The organism is Parasphingorhabdus cellanae (genome assembly GCF_017498565.1).
Taxonomy (GTDB): Bacteria; Pseudomonadota; Alphaproteobacteria; order Sphingomonadales; family Sphingomonadaceae; genus Parasphingorhabdus; species Parasphingorhabdus cellanae.
Genome location: NZ_CP071794.1, coordinates 3,403,532 through 3,422,658 on the forward strand (window position 1 = coordinate 3,403,532; position 19,127 = coordinate 3,422,658).

A 19,127-nucleotide genomic window follows, 5' to 3' on the forward strand; every position below is an offset into this window, starting at 1 on the left:
CAAGACGATACTGCCACATCATATCCGTAACCGCTGGTCGCATCTGCGTGTCGGTTGAAGCGAAAGCGCGACGAAAAAACTGATGGCCGTGACCGCTTGACTCTTTTTATATAACATTTAAGTTAAATAACGAATCAGTTAATCAATGGAGCCGCGCGCGATTTTATGGAACAGCTTTCCCCGATATTTGCCGCACTGGGTGACCCAACCCGCTTTGCAATTGTTGATCGCTTGCTGCGGGAGGGTGAGCTTAGCGCCGGCGAAATAGCCGACACCGCACCGATTTCATCTCCCGCTTTTTCACGCCATTTAAAGGTCCTGCGCGAGGCAGGGATGATCAAGAAACGAACGGATAAACAGCGGCGGCTTTATTCGGTGCGGCCGGAAGCGGTGCGTGAGATTTCGGCGTGGACCATCACTTATCGCGAATTTTGGGAAACCAGTCTTGATCGGTTGGAGCATGCCCTGAACGCTGGCACTAAAGAAAAAGAGGAGAAGAACAACAATGGCTGACCTGGAAATGAAGCGGCATTTTACCGCACCGCCGGAAAAGGTTTTCGACTTTGTGACGCAGCCACAGCATCTCACCAAATGGTGGGGCCCAGAAGGTATCACGCTGGCGGAGCATGTTCTTGATTTCTCAAGCCCCGGACCGTGGATGTCGATCATGAAAAACAGTGAGGGCGGAATCCACAAAGTCACTGGAGAAATACTTATGGTTGAGCATGGCAAAAGCGTCACCTTCACATGGGCGTGGCATGACGATGATGACAAGCGTGGGCACGAGAGCGAAGTGCGTTTCACTGTCCAAAGCGATGGTGACGGCGGCACGGATTTTACGATGCTGCACCGCAATCTGGCCGATGATGACAGCGCGCAAAATCATGAAAGTGGATGGACTTCAAGCTTCACCAAACTTGAAAAATATGTCGATCAAGTTGCTGTTTAAATTGTAACTTAATTACCCCCCCAAACCAAAAAAAGGAGAATGAGAATGCCTAAATTTATCTTTGCCTATCACGGCGGCCAAGCGCCAGAATCACCGGAAGAAGGGGCCAGGACTATGGACCGCTGGAACACGTGGCTTGCCGACATGGGTGATGCGGTTGTTGATGGCGGTAACCCGGCTGGCCCATCCAAAACCGTTTCGGCCAAGGGCGTCGTTAATAATGGGGGAAGTAACCCTATCTCCGGCTTTTCTCTGGTGGAGGCGCCGGATATCAATGCGGCGGTCGAATTGGCCAAGGGTTGCCCGATAATGGATCATGGCAGCGTTGAAGTCGCGCAAGCGATGGATATGTAACTTTTCATAGTGAGGAGGGCAGGCGGCTGATGCAAAAAGCTGCTTGCCTTATTCGCCAAATTGGCGAAAGCTTTGCGCCATGTCGGGGGAATTTGAAGCTGCCGGAACGGCCATTGAAGGTGCTTTGATTGCAAAAGCAGTCGAGAGCGAGGGAGGCGATGCGGCCGGAAAGAATTCGGGCAAGTGCTTGAATTGCGAAGCGCCGGTTACGGGCAGCTATTGTAACAATTGCGGACAACCGCTGCATATCCATCGTTCTATCGGCGCATTTTGGCATGATATCCTGCACGGTGTCCTACATTTTGAAGGGAAATTCTGGCGAACACTACCGCTGTTGGCCTGGAAACCGGGGGACTTGACCCGGCGTTATATTCACGGTCAGCGCGCCCGGTTTATCTCTCCCATGGCGTTGTTCTTGTTTTCGGTGTTCATGATGTTTGCGGTCTTTTCCTTCCTGGGTGATCCCTTTGCGGGCGGCAACGGATCGGAGACCAACAAAGATTTCAATACGGGCGTTGTAATGCAAACGGCCGATATCGAGCGGCAGATTTCAGAAAAGGAAGCCGAGGTGGAATCGGCGGAGGCTGCGGATCAGGCGAAATTGCAACAGGATCTGCTTGATTTGAAGAAAGGGCGCAATCTTCTGGCGACCATGACCGGGGAGGACACGCCCTATCCTGAGGTTAAATTGGGTGACGGCGCGATTGAACTGGGTAATTTTTCCAAAGAAGAGATCGATCAATTGCAAACCGGCCTTGATGATATTCAAGAGGGCAATGTTCTGAACGATGATAGCAGCGTGACAACCGGTTCGAAGGACCTGGACAAGACGATCAGGGATGGAATCAAAGCCGTAAACGAAAATCCGGACCTGCTGCTCTACAAGCTCAAGGCCAATGGCTATAAATTTGCCTGGTTGCTGATTCCGATTTCGCTGCCTTTCGTTTGGCTGACTCTTATCGGCCGGCGCGGTTATCATTTTTACGATCACGCCGTTTTCACGACCTATTCGATCAGCTTCATGTCGTTGCTTTTCATCACTTGTGCCATTCTGGCTGCGCTTGGTGTTTCACAAGCTATATGGGTGCTATTGCTTGTCTTCTATCCGCCATTTCACATGTACCGGCAGCTTCGCCATGCCTATAAACTCTCGCGGATCGAGGCGCTACTGAGACTGTCTGCTTTGCTTGTCTTTACTGTCATCAGCATGACATTGTTTTTCGTCATTCTGTTCGCAGTTGGAATTTTGGGATAAATTATGACCATGAAAATTGATCGTCGCCAGTTAATGGCTCTGGGTACATTTGGCCTCGGCGCAATGTCAGCACCTGCCTATGCCACCATGGCGAAAGCACGTGGATTTACGCACGGTGTGGCGAGTGGTGAGCCTTCGCAAAATTCTGTGCTGCTCTGGACCAGATTTGTTGGCGGGGGTGAGAGCAAGCTGACCGTTGAAATGGCGCAAAATGTTGATTTCTCCGGCGCAAAAATGGTCGGCGAAGTGACGGCGTTGGCAAGCCGGGATCATATTGCGAAATTTATCGTGCCCGACCTGACGCCCGGCCAATGGTATTTCTATCGCTTTGTTGCGCCTGACGGGTCCAAATCAATGATTGGCCGCACGCGCACTCTGCCGCAAGGGCCGACCCAGAAATTCAATCTGGGCGTGTTCGGCTGCTCCAATCTGCCATTTGGTTATTTCAATGCCTATGCCCATGCGGCTCAGCGCAGCGATCTTGATCTGGTCATGCATACCGGCGACTATCTCTATGAATATCCCGTCGGTACCTATCCTTCCGAAAAACAAATGCTGGCCGGCCGGATGATTGATCCGGGGCATGAGATTATCGAACTGGCGGATTATCGCCTGCGCTATGCCGCCTACCGCAGTGATCCTGATTTGCAGCGTGTTCACCAGCTTTACCCCATGGTTGCCATGTGGGATGACCATGAATTCACCAATGACGCCCATATGAGCGGCGCGCAAAATCATCAGCCGAAAACCGAAGGCGACTGGGAAGTGCGCAAGCGCGTTGCCGAGCAGGTCTATCGGGAATGGATGCCGGTGCGGGATCTCGACCTGAACTTGGGACGCTGGAGCGAGTATCAGATTGGCGATCTTGCTACCCTCTTCCTGACTGAAAGCCGGATCGGCGGGCGCAGCGAGCCAGCGGATTTGGCGGCGGCTTTGCAAGGGCAAGAGGATATTCAGACCGCCTTGGAGACTTTTCGCGACAGCACTTGGCAGGACCCCGAGCGGCAAATGTTGGGCGCAGTGCAAGAGGCCTGGCTCGCTGAAGCAATGCGCAAATCACGGTCATCGGGAACGAAGTGGCAGGTTTGGGGCCAGCAATGCGTGATGGGCGAATTGCGCCTGCCGCAAGAGGCGGTCAACTGGCTGGCCGATGATGCGCCTGCCTTTGCCAAAGCGCGGGTGGCAGTAGGCGCACTGGCATCCAAAGTCGGTCTTCCGATCAATCTCGACAGCTGGGATGGTTATCCCAAGGCCCGGGAACGGGCATTGATGGGTGCGCAAGAGGCTGATGCTGATCTGATCGTGTTATCGGGTGACAGCCATAATGGCTGGGCGTTTAATCTGGAAACCAGTGGCGGCGCTGCTGGGGTGGAATTTGGCGGACACAGCGTGACCTCGCCCGGCCTGGAATCCTATCTGTCCGGTGCAGACCCGGTGACAGCGGCGCGCGCGGTGCAGGAAACCAACGATCAGCTGCAATGGTGTGACACATCCAATCGCGGCTATATGACGGTTTCTCTGACGCCCGAAAAAGCGATGTCGACCTGGCACTTCCTTGATACGATCAAGGCCAAGTCGACTGCGATCAAGGGCAGTGAAAGCCGGACTGTGATGCGCGGGCAACGGTCTTTGATCGTGTAAATCCTACACTCGCACAAAATTTTGTGCCCCCGCGCAGGCGGGGGCCTATCTCCTGATCATAAAACGAAGGCCAACAGAATGGGGAAGCGATGAGGCGAGATATCATGACGACAATATCTGTGGCGTTTTACCGCGCGCTTGGGAGATAGGCTCCCGCCTGCGCGGGAGCACAAGGAATGGGAATAGAGTTTTCAGCCGCTCCCATAAATTGTCCTGAACCTCTCGACATTCCTATCAAAGTTGCGCAAAGCAGCGGTTCCGTAAAACGAAACACCGGAATGTAAGAAACCATGTCAGAAGAATTCTACCGCATCAAACGTCTGCCGCCTTATGTGTTCGCTGAAGTGAACGCGATGAAGGCGGAAGCGCGCGCCCGCGGGGAGGATATTATCGACCTTGGCATGGGCAATCCCGATGGCACACCCGCACAGCACGTGATCGACAAACTGAGCGAAACCGCCAACAATCCCACCGCACACCGCTATAGCGCGTCGAAAGGCATCAAGGGTCTGCGCCTCGCGCAGGCCAAATATTACAAGCGCCGCTTTGATGTGGACCTCGATCCGGAAAGCGAAGTCATTGTGACTCTCGGGTCCAAGGAAGGTCTTGCCAATTTGGCACAAGCCATCACCGCGCCCGGTGACGTCGTGCTCGCGCCCAATCCATCTTATCCGATCCACACGTTCGGGTTCATTATCGCCGGTGCGGCCATCCGCTCGATCCCGGCGGCACCGGGTCCGGATTTCTTCACGCGTCTCGAATATGCGATGAGCTACAGCGTGCCCAAGCCTTCGGTGCTGGTCATGGGCTATCCGTCCAATCCGACCGCTTATGTCGCCGACCTCGATTTCTATCAAAAGGTGGTCGATTTTGCGCGCGAGCATAAGCTGTGGGTTATCAGTGATCTTGCTTACGCTGAGATCTATTATGGCGATGTGCCAACGCCATCGATGTTGCAAGTCAAGGGCGCGAAGGATTGTGTGGTTGAATTTACCAGCATGTCGAAAACTTACTCCATGCCCGGCTGGCGCATGGGTTTTGCCGTCGGCAACCAGAAACTGATCGGCGCGCTGACACGGGTGAAATCCTATCTCGACTATGGTGCCTTCACACCGATACAGGTGGCTGCAACTGCTGCGCTGAACGGTCCGCAAGATATTATCGACGAAAACCGCGCGCTCTATAAAAAGCGCCGCGATGTGATGGTCGAAAGCTTTGGCCGCGCCGGTTGGGATATCCCACCACCCGAGGCCAGCATGTTCGCCTGGGCACCGGTTCCGGAACAGTTTCGCGAACTGGGCTCGATGGAATTTGCCAAGCGCCTGATCGCGGAAGCGGGCGTAGCGGTGGCCCCGGGTACAGGCTTTGGCGACGAAGGCGAAGGCTATGTCCGTCTAGCGCTGGTTGAGAATGAACAGCGCATCCGGCAAGCCGCGCGGAGCATAAAGAAGTTTCTCAGCCGGGGGTAATTTGGTGCGGGTTGGATTTCTGCGATTATCGGGCCTGTTTCCCGCAGCATATTAGCGAATAAAAAGCCCGGCCAGATTGCTCTGGCCGGGCTTTTTGTAAGCCGATTATTTGTTGTTTAAGCGTAGCTAACTTTCACGTTCGCTTTCTTATGACGACGCTTATTTGATCTCAGAGCACCGCCGATGGCACCAAAGCCAAAGATCATGAAGGCCCATGTTGCTGGCTCTGGAACAGCAGCAATGGAGACATTGTCAAATTCGAAAGAGTTACGCGTACTCACAAATTCAATGTCTTCAAGAAAAGTTGGTGCATCAAATTGCGCGGTGAACCGAAAGTTGGTTCCGAAACTGCTTTGGTCGCCGTTTGCTGGTGGCAGGTCGCTGCCGGAAACGGTAAAGTTACCGGTGCTGGTGAGAATGTTGATGCTATTATAAGTGTCAACGCTTCCCCAGTCGAACGAAAAACTGGACACCAGGCTATCAACTGCAAGGATTGCTGCACGGTCGCTACCTCTTACGGCAATCTGCGAACTGTTGTTTCCAGGCAAAGCGGCAGCTTGGCCGGGTACGCTTGAAAAGAAATTGATAAAGTTGCCGGTTAGAGCGCCGCCGCAATCGGTAACGCCATCGCAGATGACAGTCTCATTCGGATTGATAACGCCAATAGCGTTCTGACTGATGACAAGCGCTGCATTTGCAGGCGCAACACTCAAACCCAATGCGGTCACTGCTAATAGTGATTTCTTCATGTTTTAAATACCCCAATATCTTCGAATGAAACATCTAACGCGCGTTTCGTTTCGGACCCTTAACGGCTCCTAAACTATAATTCTGGCGGAAAGTAAATAGATAGCGGTTAGATGTTACAACTGTCTCTATTTGAGACAGGCTCAGTAGGCTGATCTTCTGCTCTCGTGGGTAAATAATAGGGCGATTCCGATCTATCTCAAAACGGGTCGTTGGGTGCCGAGGGTTAATTCACGCAAATAATAGCCTGATTTCCAATCTTCATTCTTTATGATATCCGATCGGCCTGCCCGATATTCGAGCGTTGTCATCATGCTGTGCCAAGTCACTTTGTCATCCATGCATGATCTTTCAGGAGAGAGAAATGTCTGTCGTAACTACCGAAAAACACAACAATATTTTGGTCATCGTCTCGAACAACCCACCGGTTAACGCGCTTGGTGCGGCGGTTCGTCAGAGACTTGTCGATGGCATCGAAGAAGCTTTGTCTGATGATGCGGTTGAGGCAGTGGTCATCCGCTGTGACGGACGCACCTTTTTTGCTGGCGCGGATATTACCGAATTTGGCAAGCCGATGCAGGGCCCCAATCTAGGTGAGGCGATTGACCGGTTGGAGGCCAGCAGCAAGCCGGTTGTTGCCGCGATCCACGGGACGGCGCTTGGCGGCGGCTGTGAAGTTGCCTTGGCCTGCCATTACCGGGTTGCAGTGCCATCGGCTAAAATGGGCTTGCCCGAAGTGAAGCTGGGCCTCATTCCCGGTGCCGCTGGAACGCAGCGCCTGCCGCGCGTCGTTGGCGCAGAGGCGGCATTGCCGATGGTGGTGATTGGCAATCCGATCTCCGCAAAAAAGGCGCACTCCATTGGCCTGGTCGACAAGCTGGTTGGTGAGGATAGTCTCGCCGAGGATGCGATAGCCTTTGCGCGCGAACAAATCGGCAAAGAGCCACCACGCTCGTCCGAAGGCACAGCGAATAAGGACGGCATCAAAAACCCGGCCATATTTGACGAATTCCGTCAGAAAAACGGCCGCAAAATCCGCGGCTTTGATGCACCAGAAGCCGGTATTCAGGCGGTGAAAGCCGCAGGCGAGCTATCCTATGCAGACGGCGTCGCGAAAGAACGGGAATTATTCACAAAGCTGATGACCGGTACCCAGTCTGCGGCCATGCGGCATTATTTCTTTGCCGAACGCGCGGCGAACAAGATTGACGGCATTGATCCCAAAATCGAGCTGATCCCGATCAAGAAAGTCGGCATCTTGGGGGCTGGCACCATGGGCGGCGGCATCGGCATGAACTTTCTGTCGGCTGGCATTCCGGTGACCATTGTCGAATTGAAAGAAGAAGCGCTGGACCGCGGCGTCAATGTGATCCGTAAAAATTACGAGAATACCGCCAAGCGCGGCCGGATGACCGAAGAGCAGGTCGAGGGCGCGATGAGCATTTTGACGCCTAGCCTGTCCTATGATGATCTGGCCGACTGCGATCTGGTGATCGAGGCGGTATTTGAAAATATGGATGTCAAAAAGGAAGTGTTCACCAAGCTCGACGGCATCGTGAAACAGGGCGCGATCCTTGCCAGTAACACCAGCTATCTGAATATTGACGAGATTGCAGCAGTCACCAAGCGGCCGGAATATGTTCTCGGCCTGCATTTTTTCTCCCCGGCCAATATCATGAAATTGCTCGAAATCGTGCGCGGCGAGAAGACCGCCGATGATGTGCTGATGACGGCGATGAAGCTGTCGAAGAAGATCGGCAAGGTTGCGGCGGTTTCCGGCGTCTGCCCCGGCTTTATCGGCAACCGGATGCTCAGCCCGCGTCAGGAGCAAGCCAATCAGATGATCATGGAAGGCGCCAATTATTGGGAAGTCGATGACGTCTTGCTGGAATTCGGTTTCCCGATGGGGCCGTTCCAAATGTCCGATCTGGCCGGAGTCGATATCGGATGGCATCGCGATCCCGAACGCATCGAAACATTGCGCGACGCCTTATGCGCTGTCGGTCGCTGGGGACAGAAAGTCGGCAAGGGTTTTTATGATTATGATGAAGCGCGGCAACGCACGCCCTCTGATGAAGTGAAACAGATTATCGCTGAGTTCGCCGCCAAAGCGGGCAAGGAGCAGCGCGACATTTCGAAAGATGAGATTCGCGAGCGGCTTCTCTATCCGATGGTCAACGAAGGGGCGAAAATCCTCGAAGAAGGCATGGCACAGCGCGCGAGCGATATCGATGTCGTCTGGATCAACGGCTATGGCTGGCCGCTTTATACCGGCGGTCCGATGTTCTGGGCCGACACCGTCGGGCTCGACAATATTGTCGCCGGCCTGAAAAAACATAATCTACCGGTCGCAGACCTGCTTCAGGAAAAGGCAGCTGCAGGAGGCACGTTCAACGGATAGGTTCGCGAACATCAATTAGGAGAGAAAAATTTGTCAGCTGAAGCAATAGATCCACTGGAAAAGTGGACACCGCCTGCTGGATGGCCCGTACGATCACGCAAAGACGTGGACGCATTATTATGCGCGCCGGGGCAGCCGTTTGAAATGGAAATGGTCGATATCGATGGCGTATCGACCCGCGTCTGGAAAAATGCTCTGCCCACGCTCGCGGCGATGGCGGAACATGCGCGCGGTCATGGCGACAGCGAATTTCTGATATTTGCCGACGAGCGTGTCACCTATGCCAACTGGTATCGCGCCGTGGCGGCTCTGGCGGTGGAGCTTCAGAATATCGGTGTAACGAAGGGCGACCGGGTTTCGCTCGCGATGCGCAATTTGCCGGAATGGCCGGTGATTTTCTTCGCGGCAGCCTCTATCGGCGCTATTGTCGTACCGCTCAACGCGTGGTGGACGGATCAGGAACTGGTTTTTGGCCTCGCAAATTCCGGTGCCAGCGTGTTGTTATGTGATGCCGAACGATGGGACCGGATTTCTCCGCACAGGGCGGACTTGCCTGATTTGCACCATGTCATTGTGGCGCGCAGTTCAGGCGCTATGGCAGAACCCGCCCGCGCGCTGGAAGTTAGTATCGGGAAGCCCAATGATTATGGCAGCCTTCCCGATCAGGACTTGCCGGCGGTCGAGCTGGCGCCTGATGATCCGGCGACGATTTTTTACACCAGCGGCACGACCGGCCAGCCCAAGGGCGCGCTGGGGTCCCATCGCAATCTGACCACCAATGCTATATCGGTCGGTTATTCTGGCGCTGCGGCAGCCTTGCGCCGGGGCCATGAGGTTCCGGAACCGACCGTTCGGGTTGGCCTCACCGTTGTGCCGATGTTCCATTGTACCGCTTGCTCCGCGATCATGATGCCGACCGTCCAAGGGGGGCATAAGATGGTCTTCCTGCACAAGTGGGATACCGTGAAAGCGATGGAGATTATCGAGCGGGAAAAGGTCAACGCCACCGGCGGTGTGCCGTTTATTGCCTGGCAGTTGATCGAACATCCCGAGCGGGATCAATATGATCTGAGTTCCATCGATGCGATCAGCTATGGTGGCGCGCCGTCCGCGCCCGAATTGGCGCGCAAAATCTATGAAGTCTTTGGCGCGCTTCCCGGCAATGGCTGGGGCATGACCGAAACCATGGCGACGGTGACATCGCATAGCGCCGAGGATTATCTTAATCGCCCGACAAGCTGCGGCCCGCCGGTCGCTGCGGCAGACCTGAAAGTCATGAGCGAGGATGGCGCCGACGAAATGCCGATCGGCGGTGTGGGGGAGCTTTGGGCACGCGGCCCGATGGTGGTGAAGGGCTATTGGAACCGGCCAGACGCAACCGCCGAAACCTTCGTCAATGGCTGGGTCCGCACCGGCGATCTGGCGCGACTGGATGACGAGGGTTTCTGCTATGTTGTTGACCGCGCGAAAGACATGATCATCCGCGGCGGGGAAAATATCTATTCGTCCGAGGTTGAGAATGTCCTCTATGATCATCCCGCGGTGATGGATGCTGCTCTAGTGGGTATCGAGCACAAGACATTGGGCGAGGAACCGGCGGCAATTGTGCATCTGGTTCAGGGGCAAACGGCCACGGAAGCGGAATTGCAGGAGTGGGTGCAGGCCCGTCTCGCAAATTTCAAAGTGCCGGTCAAAGTCCTGTTCAGTACCGACAGCCTGCCGCGCAATGCCAATGGCAAGATACTGAAACGCGATCTGAAATCGCTTTTCTAGCGTTTAGCTTTCCTGGGGCGTCAGTCGGATCAGGCCTTCCTGCACAGCTGACGCCACCAATTTGCCATCCTGCGTATAGAGAGCGCCGCGATTGAGGCCGCGGGTGTGGCCGGTCCAATCGCTGTCCATCACATAACAGATCCATTGATCCATTCTAAAGTCATCATGGAACCACATCGCATGATCAAGGCTGGTCGAGAATAGACCCGGCGTGGTCCAGTGCAGGCCATGAGGTATCATTGACGTGGAGAGCAATCCCATGTCGGACGCAAAGGCCAAAGTGGCGCGATGGATCAACGGATCATCCGGTAGCGGGGCTATGGTCTTGAACCATTGATACTGGCGCGCGTCTGCGCTTTTGCCTTCGGGTCGAAAGCTGCGCACATCAAAGGGTCGCGGCATGCTCATCCGTTCGATATGCTTGTCCGATACCTGCGGGTTACGGGCAATTTGCTCCATCGCGCTCATGCACTGGTCGGGCGGCATGACATCCGGCATGGATATCTGATGTTGCAGCCCGTCAGCTGGCTTTTGGAAGGAGGCCGTCAGGTTGAATATAACCTTCTCATTCTGCCGAACGACGACCCTGCGGTTGGAAATGCTGCGGCCGTCAAAGTCGCGATGCACCCGAAAATGCAGCGGCTTGGTTTCATCTCCGGCGCGCAGAAAATAGGAATGGAGCGAGTGAATATTCTTCTCGGCATCGACCGTATGATCCGCTGCGACAATGGCTTGCGCAATCACCTGACCACCAAAAATCCGCTCCCGTGCCGATGAATTGAGCGCCGGAAACACAAATTCGTCTTCACCGTCTGCCGTAAGATTAAAGGTGCGGAGCAATCCGGCTATCAGCTTCTCCGCAGGCACGGAGGAGCGATTGGCCAGAGCTTCCGAAAGCCGGCGTTCGACTTGTTCGTCCGTTAGTTGATCCAAAACTGCTTCTATTCCTTCAATATGCGTGTTGTCTCGAAAGTTCAGGGGTAGATCTCGAACAGGCCTGCTCCGCCCTGCCCGCCACCAATACACATGGTGACAACGCCCCATTTTGCACCGCGACGGCGACCTTCCTGCAACAAATGCCCGGCACAGCGCGCGCCGGTCATGCCAAAGGGGTGGCCAATCGAAATGGACCCGCCGTTGACGTTATATTTTTCCGGATCAATGCCCAGACGATCGCGGCTGTAGAGGCACTGGCTCGCAAAGGCTTCGTTGAGTTCCCAGATGTCGATATCATCGACGGTCAGACCTTGCCGCTCGAGCAGCTTCGGCACCGCAAAGACCGGACCAATGCCCATTTCATCCGGTTCACACCCGGCGACGGCCCAGGATACAAAACGGCCCAGTGGTTCCAGCCCGCGCCGTTCGGCCTCTTTGGCTTCCATCAACAAAACTGCAGCGGCACCGTCGGACAACTGGCTGGCATTACCAGCGGTAATATATTTGCCTTCGCCCATAACCGGCTGCAATTTGGCGAGACCTTCCAGGGTCGTGGTCGGACGATTGCACTCGTCCCGATCAACGGTGTAATCGACAATGCTCTCTTCCTTGGTTTCCTTGTCGACGACTTTCATCTTCGTCTGCATCGGCACGATTTCGTCGGCGAAAAGCCCGGCTTCTTGAGCCTTGGCCATACGCTGCTGCGATTGCAGGGAATATTCGTCCTGATATTCGCGGCTGACATTATAACGCTCCGCGACAATATCCGCGGTATCGATCATTGGCATGAAGATATCGGGTGCGATTTTCAGGATTTCGTTGTCGATGCTGCCTTCCGGCGCGCGCTGCCCTTGCATTGAAATGCTTTCCACGCCACCTGCTACAACGCAATCCGCACCGTCGCCGCGAATATGGTTGGCTGCCATGGCGATGGCCTGCATCCCAGACGAGCAGAAACGGTTGATCGTGGCACCAGCGGTGGATTTGGGCAGCCCGGCAAGAAGCGCGGCATTGCGGCCGATATTGGGCGCAGCATGGGCGACATTGCCCATCAGGCTGTCGTCGACAAAATCGCTTTCAACACCCGATTTGGCAACGGCGTGTTTGATGGCATGCGCTGCCATCGTCATCGGCGGTGTAATGTTAAACCCACCCCGCCCGGCTTTGGCGAGCCCGGTACGGGCATAGGATACGACGACTGCTTCGCGCATGATAAAATCTCCCTTTGAAATGCTGGCGTAAGTTTATTTAGGGCAGTGTCAAGATTTCAGTCCCCCGTGACAAGAAACTTCACATATTGGTTTCAGTATTCCCTGGGATCTTTGCGCCGGGCTCTGTGGCAGTGGGCTCTTTCATTATCAGTCAAAATGAGACATTTAGATAAAGAGAAGAAATAGAACAAAGGAGACAGGGGTGTCACAGAATATCTATATATTGGGCGGGCATCAGACAGATTTTGCCCAAAACTGGACACGCGAAGATATGTCTCTCTTCGACCTGTTTTCAACCACCGTTCTGACCGCGTTGGAAAATACCGGACTGGACCCAAAAGACATCGAAGTCGGCCATGTCGGCAATTTTGTGGCCGAACTTTTTACGGGCCAAGGCATGCTCGGCGGTTTTTTCGGCCATGTGCACAAGGATTTTTCCGGCATGCCGGCCTCTCGCCACGAAGGCGCATGCGCTTCCGGATCACTCGCCATATTGGGCGCAATGACGGACATTGAAAGCGGCCGCTATGACCTTGCTTGTGTGGCCGGGGTCGAGCTGATGCGCAATGTTTCCGGAGGGCAGGCGGCGGATAATCTGGGTGCGGCGATTTTCGTCGGCAAAGAAGGGCAGGATGCAAAATATATCTGGCCGGCCATGTTCTCTGATCTCGCCGAAGAATATGACCGCCGCTATGGTTTGCGCCATGAGCATCTGATGGAAATATCCAAGACCAATTTCGACAATGCCCGGCGCAATCCCAATGCGCAAAGCCGTAACTGGCAGTTTGAGGACAAAAGCTTTACCGCGGACGATGACTATAATCCGGTCATTGAAGGCTGGATGCGGCGGCAGGATTGCGGACAGGTTTCCGATGGCGCGGCTGTCGTCTTTCTCGCGTCCGAAGCGCGCGCCAAGCAATATGCAGATAGTCGCGGCATTCCGCTGGAGAGCCTCGCCCAAGTCAAAGGATGGGGGCACACGACGGCACCTATGCTGATGCAAACGAAACTGGTTGATAGCGCCAATGATGATTATGTCTTGCCTTGGACGCGCAAGGCGATCACCGATGCCTATCGCCGCGCTGGCATCAGTGGACCGGACCAGCTCGACGCGATTGAAACCCATGATTGTTTCTCGGTCACCGAGTATATGGCGATTGAGCATTTCGGCATCACCGCTCCGGGCGAAGCATGGAAAGCTATTGAGGAAGGCGTCATCGGGTTTGAAGGGAGCCTTCCCGTCAATCCTTCCGGCGGCTTGATCGGCATGGGACATCCGGTGGGTGCAACCGGTGTTCGCATGATACTCGATGCCTCCAAGCAAGTGACTGGAAATGCAGGCGATTACCAAGTAGAAGGCGCCGCAACGGTCGGAACTTTCAACGTCGGAGGCTCTGGCACCACCAATTGCGCGTTCGTCGTAGGAGTCTAGTCATGAGCCTGAAATTATTTATCGCACTTGTTGTGACAGTGCTCATCGGCGGTTTGGTTGCTCTGGCCGGTAGTCAAGGCGGCGTCACTTTTGGTGCGATGCCGGTATTTTTGATCTGCGGGATCATGGCCTTTGGCATTAACTGGCTGGCGTTCATTCCGGCCAATGCCGCGAAGACCGAAAAATATTATGATCTGACGGGCTCGTTTACCTATCTATCGCTGATGATCATCGCTGGCTTGCTGTCTGCGCCGCTGGATGCTCGTTCGAGCATTATTGCCCTGATGGTTGTCATTTGGGCCGTTAGACTGGGATCGTTCCTGTTCCTGCGTATTCGCGATGACGGCGGTGACCAGCGATTTGATGAAATCAAAAAATCGCCCGCGCGCTTCTTTCTGACCTGGACCCTGCAAGGCATATGGGTCCTGCTGACCGCGGCAAGCGCCTTGGTCATCATCACCAACAGCACGCGGCTACCGCTCGACATATTTGCATATGTCGGTATCGCGCTGTGGGTCATAGGCTTTGCGATTGAGGTCATATCCGACAAGCAAAAAAGGGAGTTTCGCAAATCGCCTGAGAATAAAGGGCGCTTTATTTCCTCCGGCCTGTGGGCATGGTCTCGACACCCGAATTATTTTGGAGAGATATTGCTATGGTTCGGTGTCACGGTCGTATCTTTACCGGTGCTGACCGGCTGGCAATGGGTGACGATCATCTCGCCGATATTTGTCGCTTTCCTGATCATTCGCATCAGCGGTATTCCCAAGCTGGAGGCGAATGCAAAAAAGAAATGGGGCGACGAAAAAGCATATCAGGAATATGTGGATTCCGTGCCGCTGCTAATTCCCAAACCGCCGAAGGGTTGAACCGCATCCACTTGGCAAATTGCGTGAGATGTTGTTGTTGGGAAGAGTGATTAGAACTGGACCAGTGCGACCCAATCCTTACCTCTCAATTGGGTAGGCGCAGTTAGTTTAAGCTCACCGCCAGCAATCATGGTTTTGCTTTTGCCCTGAAATACGTTTCCTGAAACGGGGTCATGGTAGGAAACGGCATAGCTTGCTGCTTCTTCGCCCGTGTCAACAATAGCCGTTCCGCCATCCGGTAAGTATAGCGCGTAAATCTGGTTCGCCTTTCCGAGGCAATAGACATCCTTCCTGTCCACCATTCCGTTGCAGGGCTGCATGTCCCAATAGGGCAGATGGTCGCGGAAGAAATCGAGTGCGACGGCGGTCTGCTTCCACAGGCTTTCGCGCAAACGCCAATCTTCGGACGAGAGATCATTGGCTGGATATTTTGCACCGAAATACCATTCGACACCGGCCCCGCCGCCGAGCAAATGACCCCATAGTGCATGGCGGCGCAGGCTTTGATGATTGGTCGGATCAAGGGAGTCAGGTAGCGCGCCGGTATCCCATTTGCCGATTTCATCCATGGTGATCAACCACTCACGCCCCTCTGCCGCTGCCAGAGAGCGCCACTTCTGCATCTCTGCGTTGACCATAGTCCGCTCGGACACCTGAAATGACAGGCCGTCCAGTCCCGGTTCACCGAGCAACGGCCCGGCAATTGCGTCCTTATCCGCCGCCTCGCTATGCGTATGTAGCAGCACCGGATGCTGATAGGGATCGGCGGACTTTAAATAGCGGATCATCTGTCGCCGCTGATCATCATTCTGCCCCTCGGGCCGCCAATGGACCGGGCCATTTTCTTCCCCGAGATTCCAGACCAGCGCGTTGTGATGGCCAAAGCGCGCAATTAGTTCTGCAAGATAGAGCTTGCGCTCGACCCCAGTGTCCCCGCCATCGAGCATCAGTTCATTTTCTGTTTCTTGGGTCACCAGGTGCAGCAATATACCCTTGGCCTGCATATGATCGAAGACGATCTCCCACTGATCAAATTTGCTCGCATCAAAACGGGTAAAGTCGTTTGGATCGCGGTAGGGCCACACATCCTTGCCATCACCCAATATGTTGAGGGTCAGGAAATAGGCCGCGTTCATTCGCTGGTCGGCGAGATAGTTGATAGCCCCGATAAGCGCCTTGCCCTTACCACCGCGCCAGCTTGGGTCGCCGGGCTGCCAATCCTTGCGGTGCGGTGCGAAAGTGTGAATGCCGCCGCCCGCATCTGATTCCCCGTCGCGGGCATTGTCGGCCATGCGATAGGTATCGTCAAAATCTGTATAGCCGAGCAGGTTTTCGGGGCTGTTGGTACCGCCTTTGATCCAATATTCTCCAGACTGTGCGAAGCGAAAATAGCCGGTATCAGCAACCAGCAAGCCGCGATCGGCATTACGGAAATCTGGCGCGGCTTTGTCAGACGGGGTAACCATAAAACTACCGCTGCTATTGGTCAGCGCAATAGTTTCCCCTGCGGATGGATCGCGATTAATCGCAAGATTTTTGCCCTTGGCCAGCCGTGCCTGCCATTGCCATTCACCGAGTTCATCGGGACTGAAGCGCACTTTCCAGATATTTCCACTTTCTGCGCCAGTTTCTGCAGCATTGCCGTCGGCCGCGTAGAAACCACGCACGACACGGCTTTTGCCTCCATGAGTGAAAGTGACGGTCAGGCGATAGTCGGTAAAGGGATTATCCGCTGATGTTTCCGATGTTTCGGGACCGGCGAAGGATAGCTGAAATTTATGCCATTGCATGACCGCTGGCTGCGCCTGTTTCGTGACCGCAATTCGGGGTGACTGGTTGAGTGTGGGTGACAGCCGTAATCGTTCAAGGCTGGTTAGCTCAGGTTCGCCGCCCCTATTGCCGGAACCGGAAGCGGTGTAAATGTGGTCACCGATGGCCGCAAAGCCCGAACCATGGCGTCCGCGATTGAGGGACGGCCATGCGCGCCATTGACCGGTCACGGGGTCAAAGGCCTGCACCTCATCATGCGCCTCCTCTTGTGAGCCGCTCTCACCGCCGCCGATGATGATTTGACCATTCCACGACAGCGCCATATTGCCAGCTCTTTCGGTCGGAATGGCGCGGCGTGTATGCATCGGCGCCCATGTGCCAGCGGCAAAATCATACACATCGCCAATGGATATGGTCTGTTCAAAACCGAGCTTCTTTGCATGCTCGGTACGCCGACCGGCAAAGGCATACAGCTTGCCATCCGATACCACCGCCTGAAAATGATCACGCGCTTGCGGCGCGTCTGGCAAAACGCGCCACTGACCCGTTGCCGGATCAAATTCGTCAAGCCATGGCACATAGCCGTCCATATGCCCGTTGGTAATCCCGCCAATCATGTAGAATTTATTATCATGAACGGCGACGCCGGCTCCGCCCCGGCGGCGCGCAGGCGGGATCGTTGGACCATATTCAAACCGGTCCTGTTCGGGATAGTAGAGCATGACCCGATCAAGCGGTGTTTCGTTCGGCCAACCACCGGTCATCGCACCCATGATATAGATCGCGTCATCATAAACGACCGCCTGAAAATGATGGATTTCGAGCGGCGGTACAGACTTTGCGGTCCAGCGATTGGTAACAGGATCATAGACATCAACCGGATTAATCCGCCGCCCGCCGATCAGGTAGAGCTTGTTCTTATAGGCAATTAATGCCGCTTCATGACGAGCGGTCGGAGTGCCCCGCGCTAAAACAGTCTGCCATCCTTTGGTGTCTATTCCATCTTCCACGCTGACACAGTTCGACAACAGGGCCGCACACAGGATGAGGATCGCCGTCCGAACATTAGCTGACGTTGTCATTAGATTCCCTCACCGATATTTGCACATTTTGCGTTCATTCACTACCATGTTGCCAGCCTTTCTTCAGCCGCTTATAGTCAATATTTACAACGTTGTCATCTGGTCGAGCTAAACGGAGGTAAAATGATCAACGGTTTGGAAGTGCAACGCAGGACAGTCTTGGCCGCAATCGCCGCAACGGCGCTTTCCGCCTGTGCAGACAAAGTGACGGGTAAAGCGATAGAACAGGAAAGACGCCCGCTGTTCGGCAAAGTGGAACGGCTTGATGCGGCGCTTGACGAGGTGATCGACAGCAGCGCTCAATTGGAACAGCTGGCCGATGGATTCGCTTGGTCCGAGGGACCGGCCTGGGACCGCCAGCGCGATCGGCTCTATTTTTCTGACGTCCCGCAAAATACCGCCTTTGTCTGGTCTGAAAAAGACGGGTTGGGAATATTTCGAAAACCCTCGGGGCTGGCCGAAGGTGATGGGACCAACGGCCTGTTAATGGCGCGTGATGGCCGGCTTTTGACGGCTAATCATGGCAAACGGGCGATCACAGCTTTCGATTTGGAATCTGGTGATGACACAATTCTTGCAGACAGATTTGAAGGTAAGAAATTCAACAGCCCCAATGATCTGGTCGAGGCCAAGGATGGCACCATCTATTTTACCGATCCGCCTTATGGTCTGAAAGGTGGGGATGAATCGCCGCTGAAAGAACAGCCGGTCAACGGCGTCTATCGGCGCGGGCCAGAGGGCGGCCTGTCTCTGATCGATGGCAGCTTAACCAGGCCAAATGGCATTGCCCTGTCACCGGACGAACGCACGCTCTATGTCGCGCAATCGGATCGCGATAAACAGCTTTTGAAAAGCTATGCACTTGGCGCAGATGGGACGATTATGGATAACGGGCTGTTCTTTGATGCACAGCCGTTAGCGGCCCCGGACGCGCCAGGCCTGCCCGATGGAATGTGCGTAGCGCAGACCGGACATATTTTTGCAACTGGCCCAGGCGGGGTGCTGATCTTGTCATCAACCGGAAAATTGCTCGGCCGGATACTCGCAGAAAAAGCGACAGCCAACTGTGCCTTTGGCAATGACGGTGATATGCTTTATCTGACATCAAGCAATCGATTGGCACGGATACCGCTTAAAGTTAAGGGCCTCGGTTTTCGTTAATCTGGGGGCAGGGTTTAGTGGCTCTGACATTCCGTTTGGAATTTTGACAATTTCTCTGTCCTACAAGCGCGTTTTGG

At 54.6% G+C, this 19,127-nt stretch carries 15 protein-coding genes; 11 read left to right on the forward strand and 4 right to left on the reverse strand.

What is annotated here, in order from left to right; all coding sequences use genetic code 11:
* Window positions 1-165: 165 nt before the first annotated feature.
* The 6 genes from J4G78_RS16420 (at window position 166) to J4G78_RS16445 (ending at window position 5,668) form a co-directional block, all read left to right on the forward strand.
* Window positions 166-513, forward strand: a complete 348-nt coding sequence (locus tag J4G78_RS16420) for an ArsR/SmtB family transcription factor (RefSeq protein ID WP_207987576.1) — start codon at window positions 166-168, stop codon at window positions 511-513.
* Complete coding sequence (locus J4G78_RS16425; RefSeq protein ID WP_207987577.1) at window positions 506-949, forward strand: SRPBCC family protein; 444 nt, start codon at window positions 506-508, stop codon at window positions 947-949. The genes J4G78_RS16420 and J4G78_RS16425 overlap by 8 nt, the downstream gene beginning before the upstream one ends.
* A 45-nt stretch (window positions 950-994) precedes the next feature.
* Window positions 995-1,303 carry a YciI family protein gene (locus J4G78_RS16430; RefSeq protein WP_207987578.1) on the forward strand — a complete coding sequence of 103 codons (309 nt, stop codon included), beginning with the start codon at window positions 995-997 and terminating at the stop codon, window positions 1,301-1,303.
* Window positions 1,304-1,382: 79 nt separating this feature from the next.
* Entirely contained in the window at window positions 1,383-2,558 is a 1,176-nt protein-coding gene (locus J4G78_RS16435) for a DUF3667 domain-containing protein (RefSeq protein ID WP_207987579.1), read from the forward strand.
* Between the two features lie 3 nt (window positions 2,559-2,561).
* Window positions 2,562-4,199, forward strand: coding sequence for an alkaline phosphatase D family protein (locus J4G78_RS16440; RefSeq protein ID WP_207987580.1), 1,638 nt, complete (start codon window positions 2,562-2,564; stop codon window positions 4,197-4,199).
* Between the two features lie 290 nt (window positions 4,200-4,489).
* Entirely contained in the window at window positions 4,490-5,668 is a 1,179-nt protein-coding gene (locus J4G78_RS16445) for an LL-diaminopimelate aminotransferase (protein ID WP_207987581.1), read from the forward strand.
* A gap of 116 nt (window positions 5,669-5,784) precedes the next feature.
* Here the strand turns inward: J4G78_RS16445 and J4G78_RS16450 are convergent, their stop codons facing one another.
* On the reverse strand, window positions 5,785-6,417 hold the full coding sequence (locus tag J4G78_RS16450; protein ID WP_207987582.1) for a PEPxxWA-CTERM sorting domain-containing protein: 633 nt from the start codon (window positions 6,415-6,417) through the stop codon (window positions 5,785-5,787).
* A 362-nt stretch (window positions 6,418-6,779) separates the two neighbouring features.
* Here J4G78_RS16450 and J4G78_RS16455 point away from each other — a divergent pair, with 362 nt between their 5' ends.
* Together J4G78_RS16455 and J4G78_RS16460 are read left to right on the forward strand one after the other, a co-directional pair.
* The gene (locus J4G78_RS16455; protein WP_207987583.1) at window positions 6,780-8,816 is read left to right on the forward strand and encodes a 3-hydroxyacyl-CoA dehydrogenase NAD-binding domain-containing protein; all 2,037 of its coding nucleotides are present in this window, start codon (window positions 6,780-6,782) and stop codon (window positions 8,814-8,816) included.
* A gap of 30 nt (window positions 8,817-8,846) precedes the next feature.
* Window positions 8,847-10,589 (forward strand): class I adenylate-forming enzyme family protein, encoded by a 1,743-nt coding sequence (locus tag J4G78_RS16460; protein WP_375140342.1) that lies wholly within the window; start codon window positions 8,847-8,849, stop codon window positions 10,587-10,589.
* A 3-nt stretch (window positions 10,590-10,592) separates the two neighbouring features.
* Here J4G78_RS16460 and J4G78_RS16465 read toward each other — a convergent pair whose 3' ends face one another.
* Both J4G78_RS16465 and J4G78_RS16470 read right to left on the reverse strand, forming a co-directional pair.
* The gene (locus J4G78_RS16465) at window positions 10,593-11,522 is read right to left on the reverse strand and encodes an acyl-CoA thioesterase (RefSeq protein WP_243457137.1); all 930 of its coding nucleotides are present in this window, start codon (window positions 11,520-11,522) and stop codon (window positions 10,593-10,595) included.
* A 41-nt stretch (window positions 11,523-11,563) separates the two neighbouring features.
* Window positions 11,564-12,736: a thiolase family protein gene (locus J4G78_RS16470; protein ID WP_207987585.1), complete on the reverse strand. Its 1,173-nt coding sequence runs from the start codon at window positions 12,734-12,736 to the stop codon at window positions 11,564-11,566.
* Between the two features lie 202 nt (window positions 12,737-12,938).
* Between J4G78_RS16470 and J4G78_RS16475 the strand changes: the two genes are divergently transcribed.
* Entirely contained in the window at window positions 12,939-14,168 is a 1,230-nt protein-coding gene (locus tag J4G78_RS16475; protein WP_207987586.1) for an acetyl-CoA acetyltransferase, read from the forward strand.
* Window positions 14,169-14,170: 2 nt separating this feature from the next.
* A complete protein-coding gene (locus J4G78_RS16480; protein WP_207987587.1) occupies window positions 14,171-15,037 on the forward strand; it encodes a DUF1295 domain-containing protein in 867 nt (288 codons plus the stop codon).
* A 50-nt stretch (window positions 15,038-15,087) separates the two neighbouring features.
* Here the strand turns inward: J4G78_RS16480 and J4G78_RS16485 are convergent, their stop codons facing one another.
* Entirely contained in the window at window positions 15,088-17,889 is a 2,802-nt protein-coding gene (locus J4G78_RS16485; RefSeq protein WP_207987588.1) for a Kelch repeat-containing protein, read from the reverse strand.
* Window positions 17,890-18,012: 123 nt separating this feature from the next.
* Between J4G78_RS16485 and J4G78_RS16490 the strand changes: the two genes are divergently transcribed.
* Entirely contained in the window at window positions 18,013-19,050 is a 1,038-nt protein-coding gene (locus J4G78_RS16490) for an SMP-30/gluconolactonase/LRE family protein (protein WP_207987589.1), read from the forward strand.
* Window positions 19,051-19,127 lie beyond the last annotated feature (77 nt).

Bases quoted from the DNA above. Each gene is read 5' to 3' on its own strand.
- J4G78_RS16420 (WP_207987576.1), top strand. From the start codon at position 166: ATGGAACAGCTTTCCCCGATATTTGCCGCACTGGGTGACCCAACCCGC.
- J4G78_RS16425 (WP_207987577.1), top strand. From the start codon at position 506: ATGGCTGACCTGGAAATGAAGCGGCATTTTACCGCACCGCCGGAAAAG.
- J4G78_RS16430 (WP_207987578.1), top strand. From the start codon at position 995: ATGCCTAAATTTATCTTTGCCTATCACGGCGGCCAAGCGCCAGAATCA.
- J4G78_RS16435 (WP_207987579.1), top strand. From the start codon at position 1,383: ATGTCGGGGGAATTTGAAGCTGCCGGAACGGCCATTGAAGGTGCTTTG.
- J4G78_RS16440 (WP_207987580.1), top strand. From the start codon at position 2,562: ATGACCATGAAAATTGATCGTCGCCAGTTAATGGCTCTGGGTACATTT.
- J4G78_RS16445 (WP_207987581.1), top strand. From the start codon at position 4,490: ATGTCAGAAGAATTCTACCGCATCAAACGTCTGCCGCCTTATGTGTTC.
- J4G78_RS16450 (WP_207987582.1), bottom strand. From the start codon at position 6,417: ATGAAGAAATCACTATTAGCAGTGACCGCATTGGGTTTGAGTGTTGCG.
- J4G78_RS16455 (WP_207987583.1), top strand. From the start codon at position 6,780: ATGTCTGTCGTAACTACCGAAAAACACAACAATATTTTGGTCATCGTC.
- J4G78_RS16470 (WP_207987585.1), bottom strand. From the start codon at position 12,736: ATGCGCGAAGCAGTCGTCGTATCCTATGCCCGTACCGGGCTCGCCAAA.
- J4G78_RS16480 (WP_207987587.1), top strand. From the start codon at position 14,171: ATGAGCCTGAAATTATTTATCGCACTTGTTGTGACAGTGCTCATCGGC.
- J4G78_RS16485 (WP_207987588.1), bottom strand. From the start codon at position 17,889: ATGACAACGTCAGCTAATGTTCGGACGGCGATCCTCATCCTGTGTGCG.
- J4G78_RS16490 (WP_207987589.1), top strand. From the start codon at position 18,013: ATGATCAACGGTTTGGAAGTGCAACGCAGGACAGTCTTGGCCGCAATC.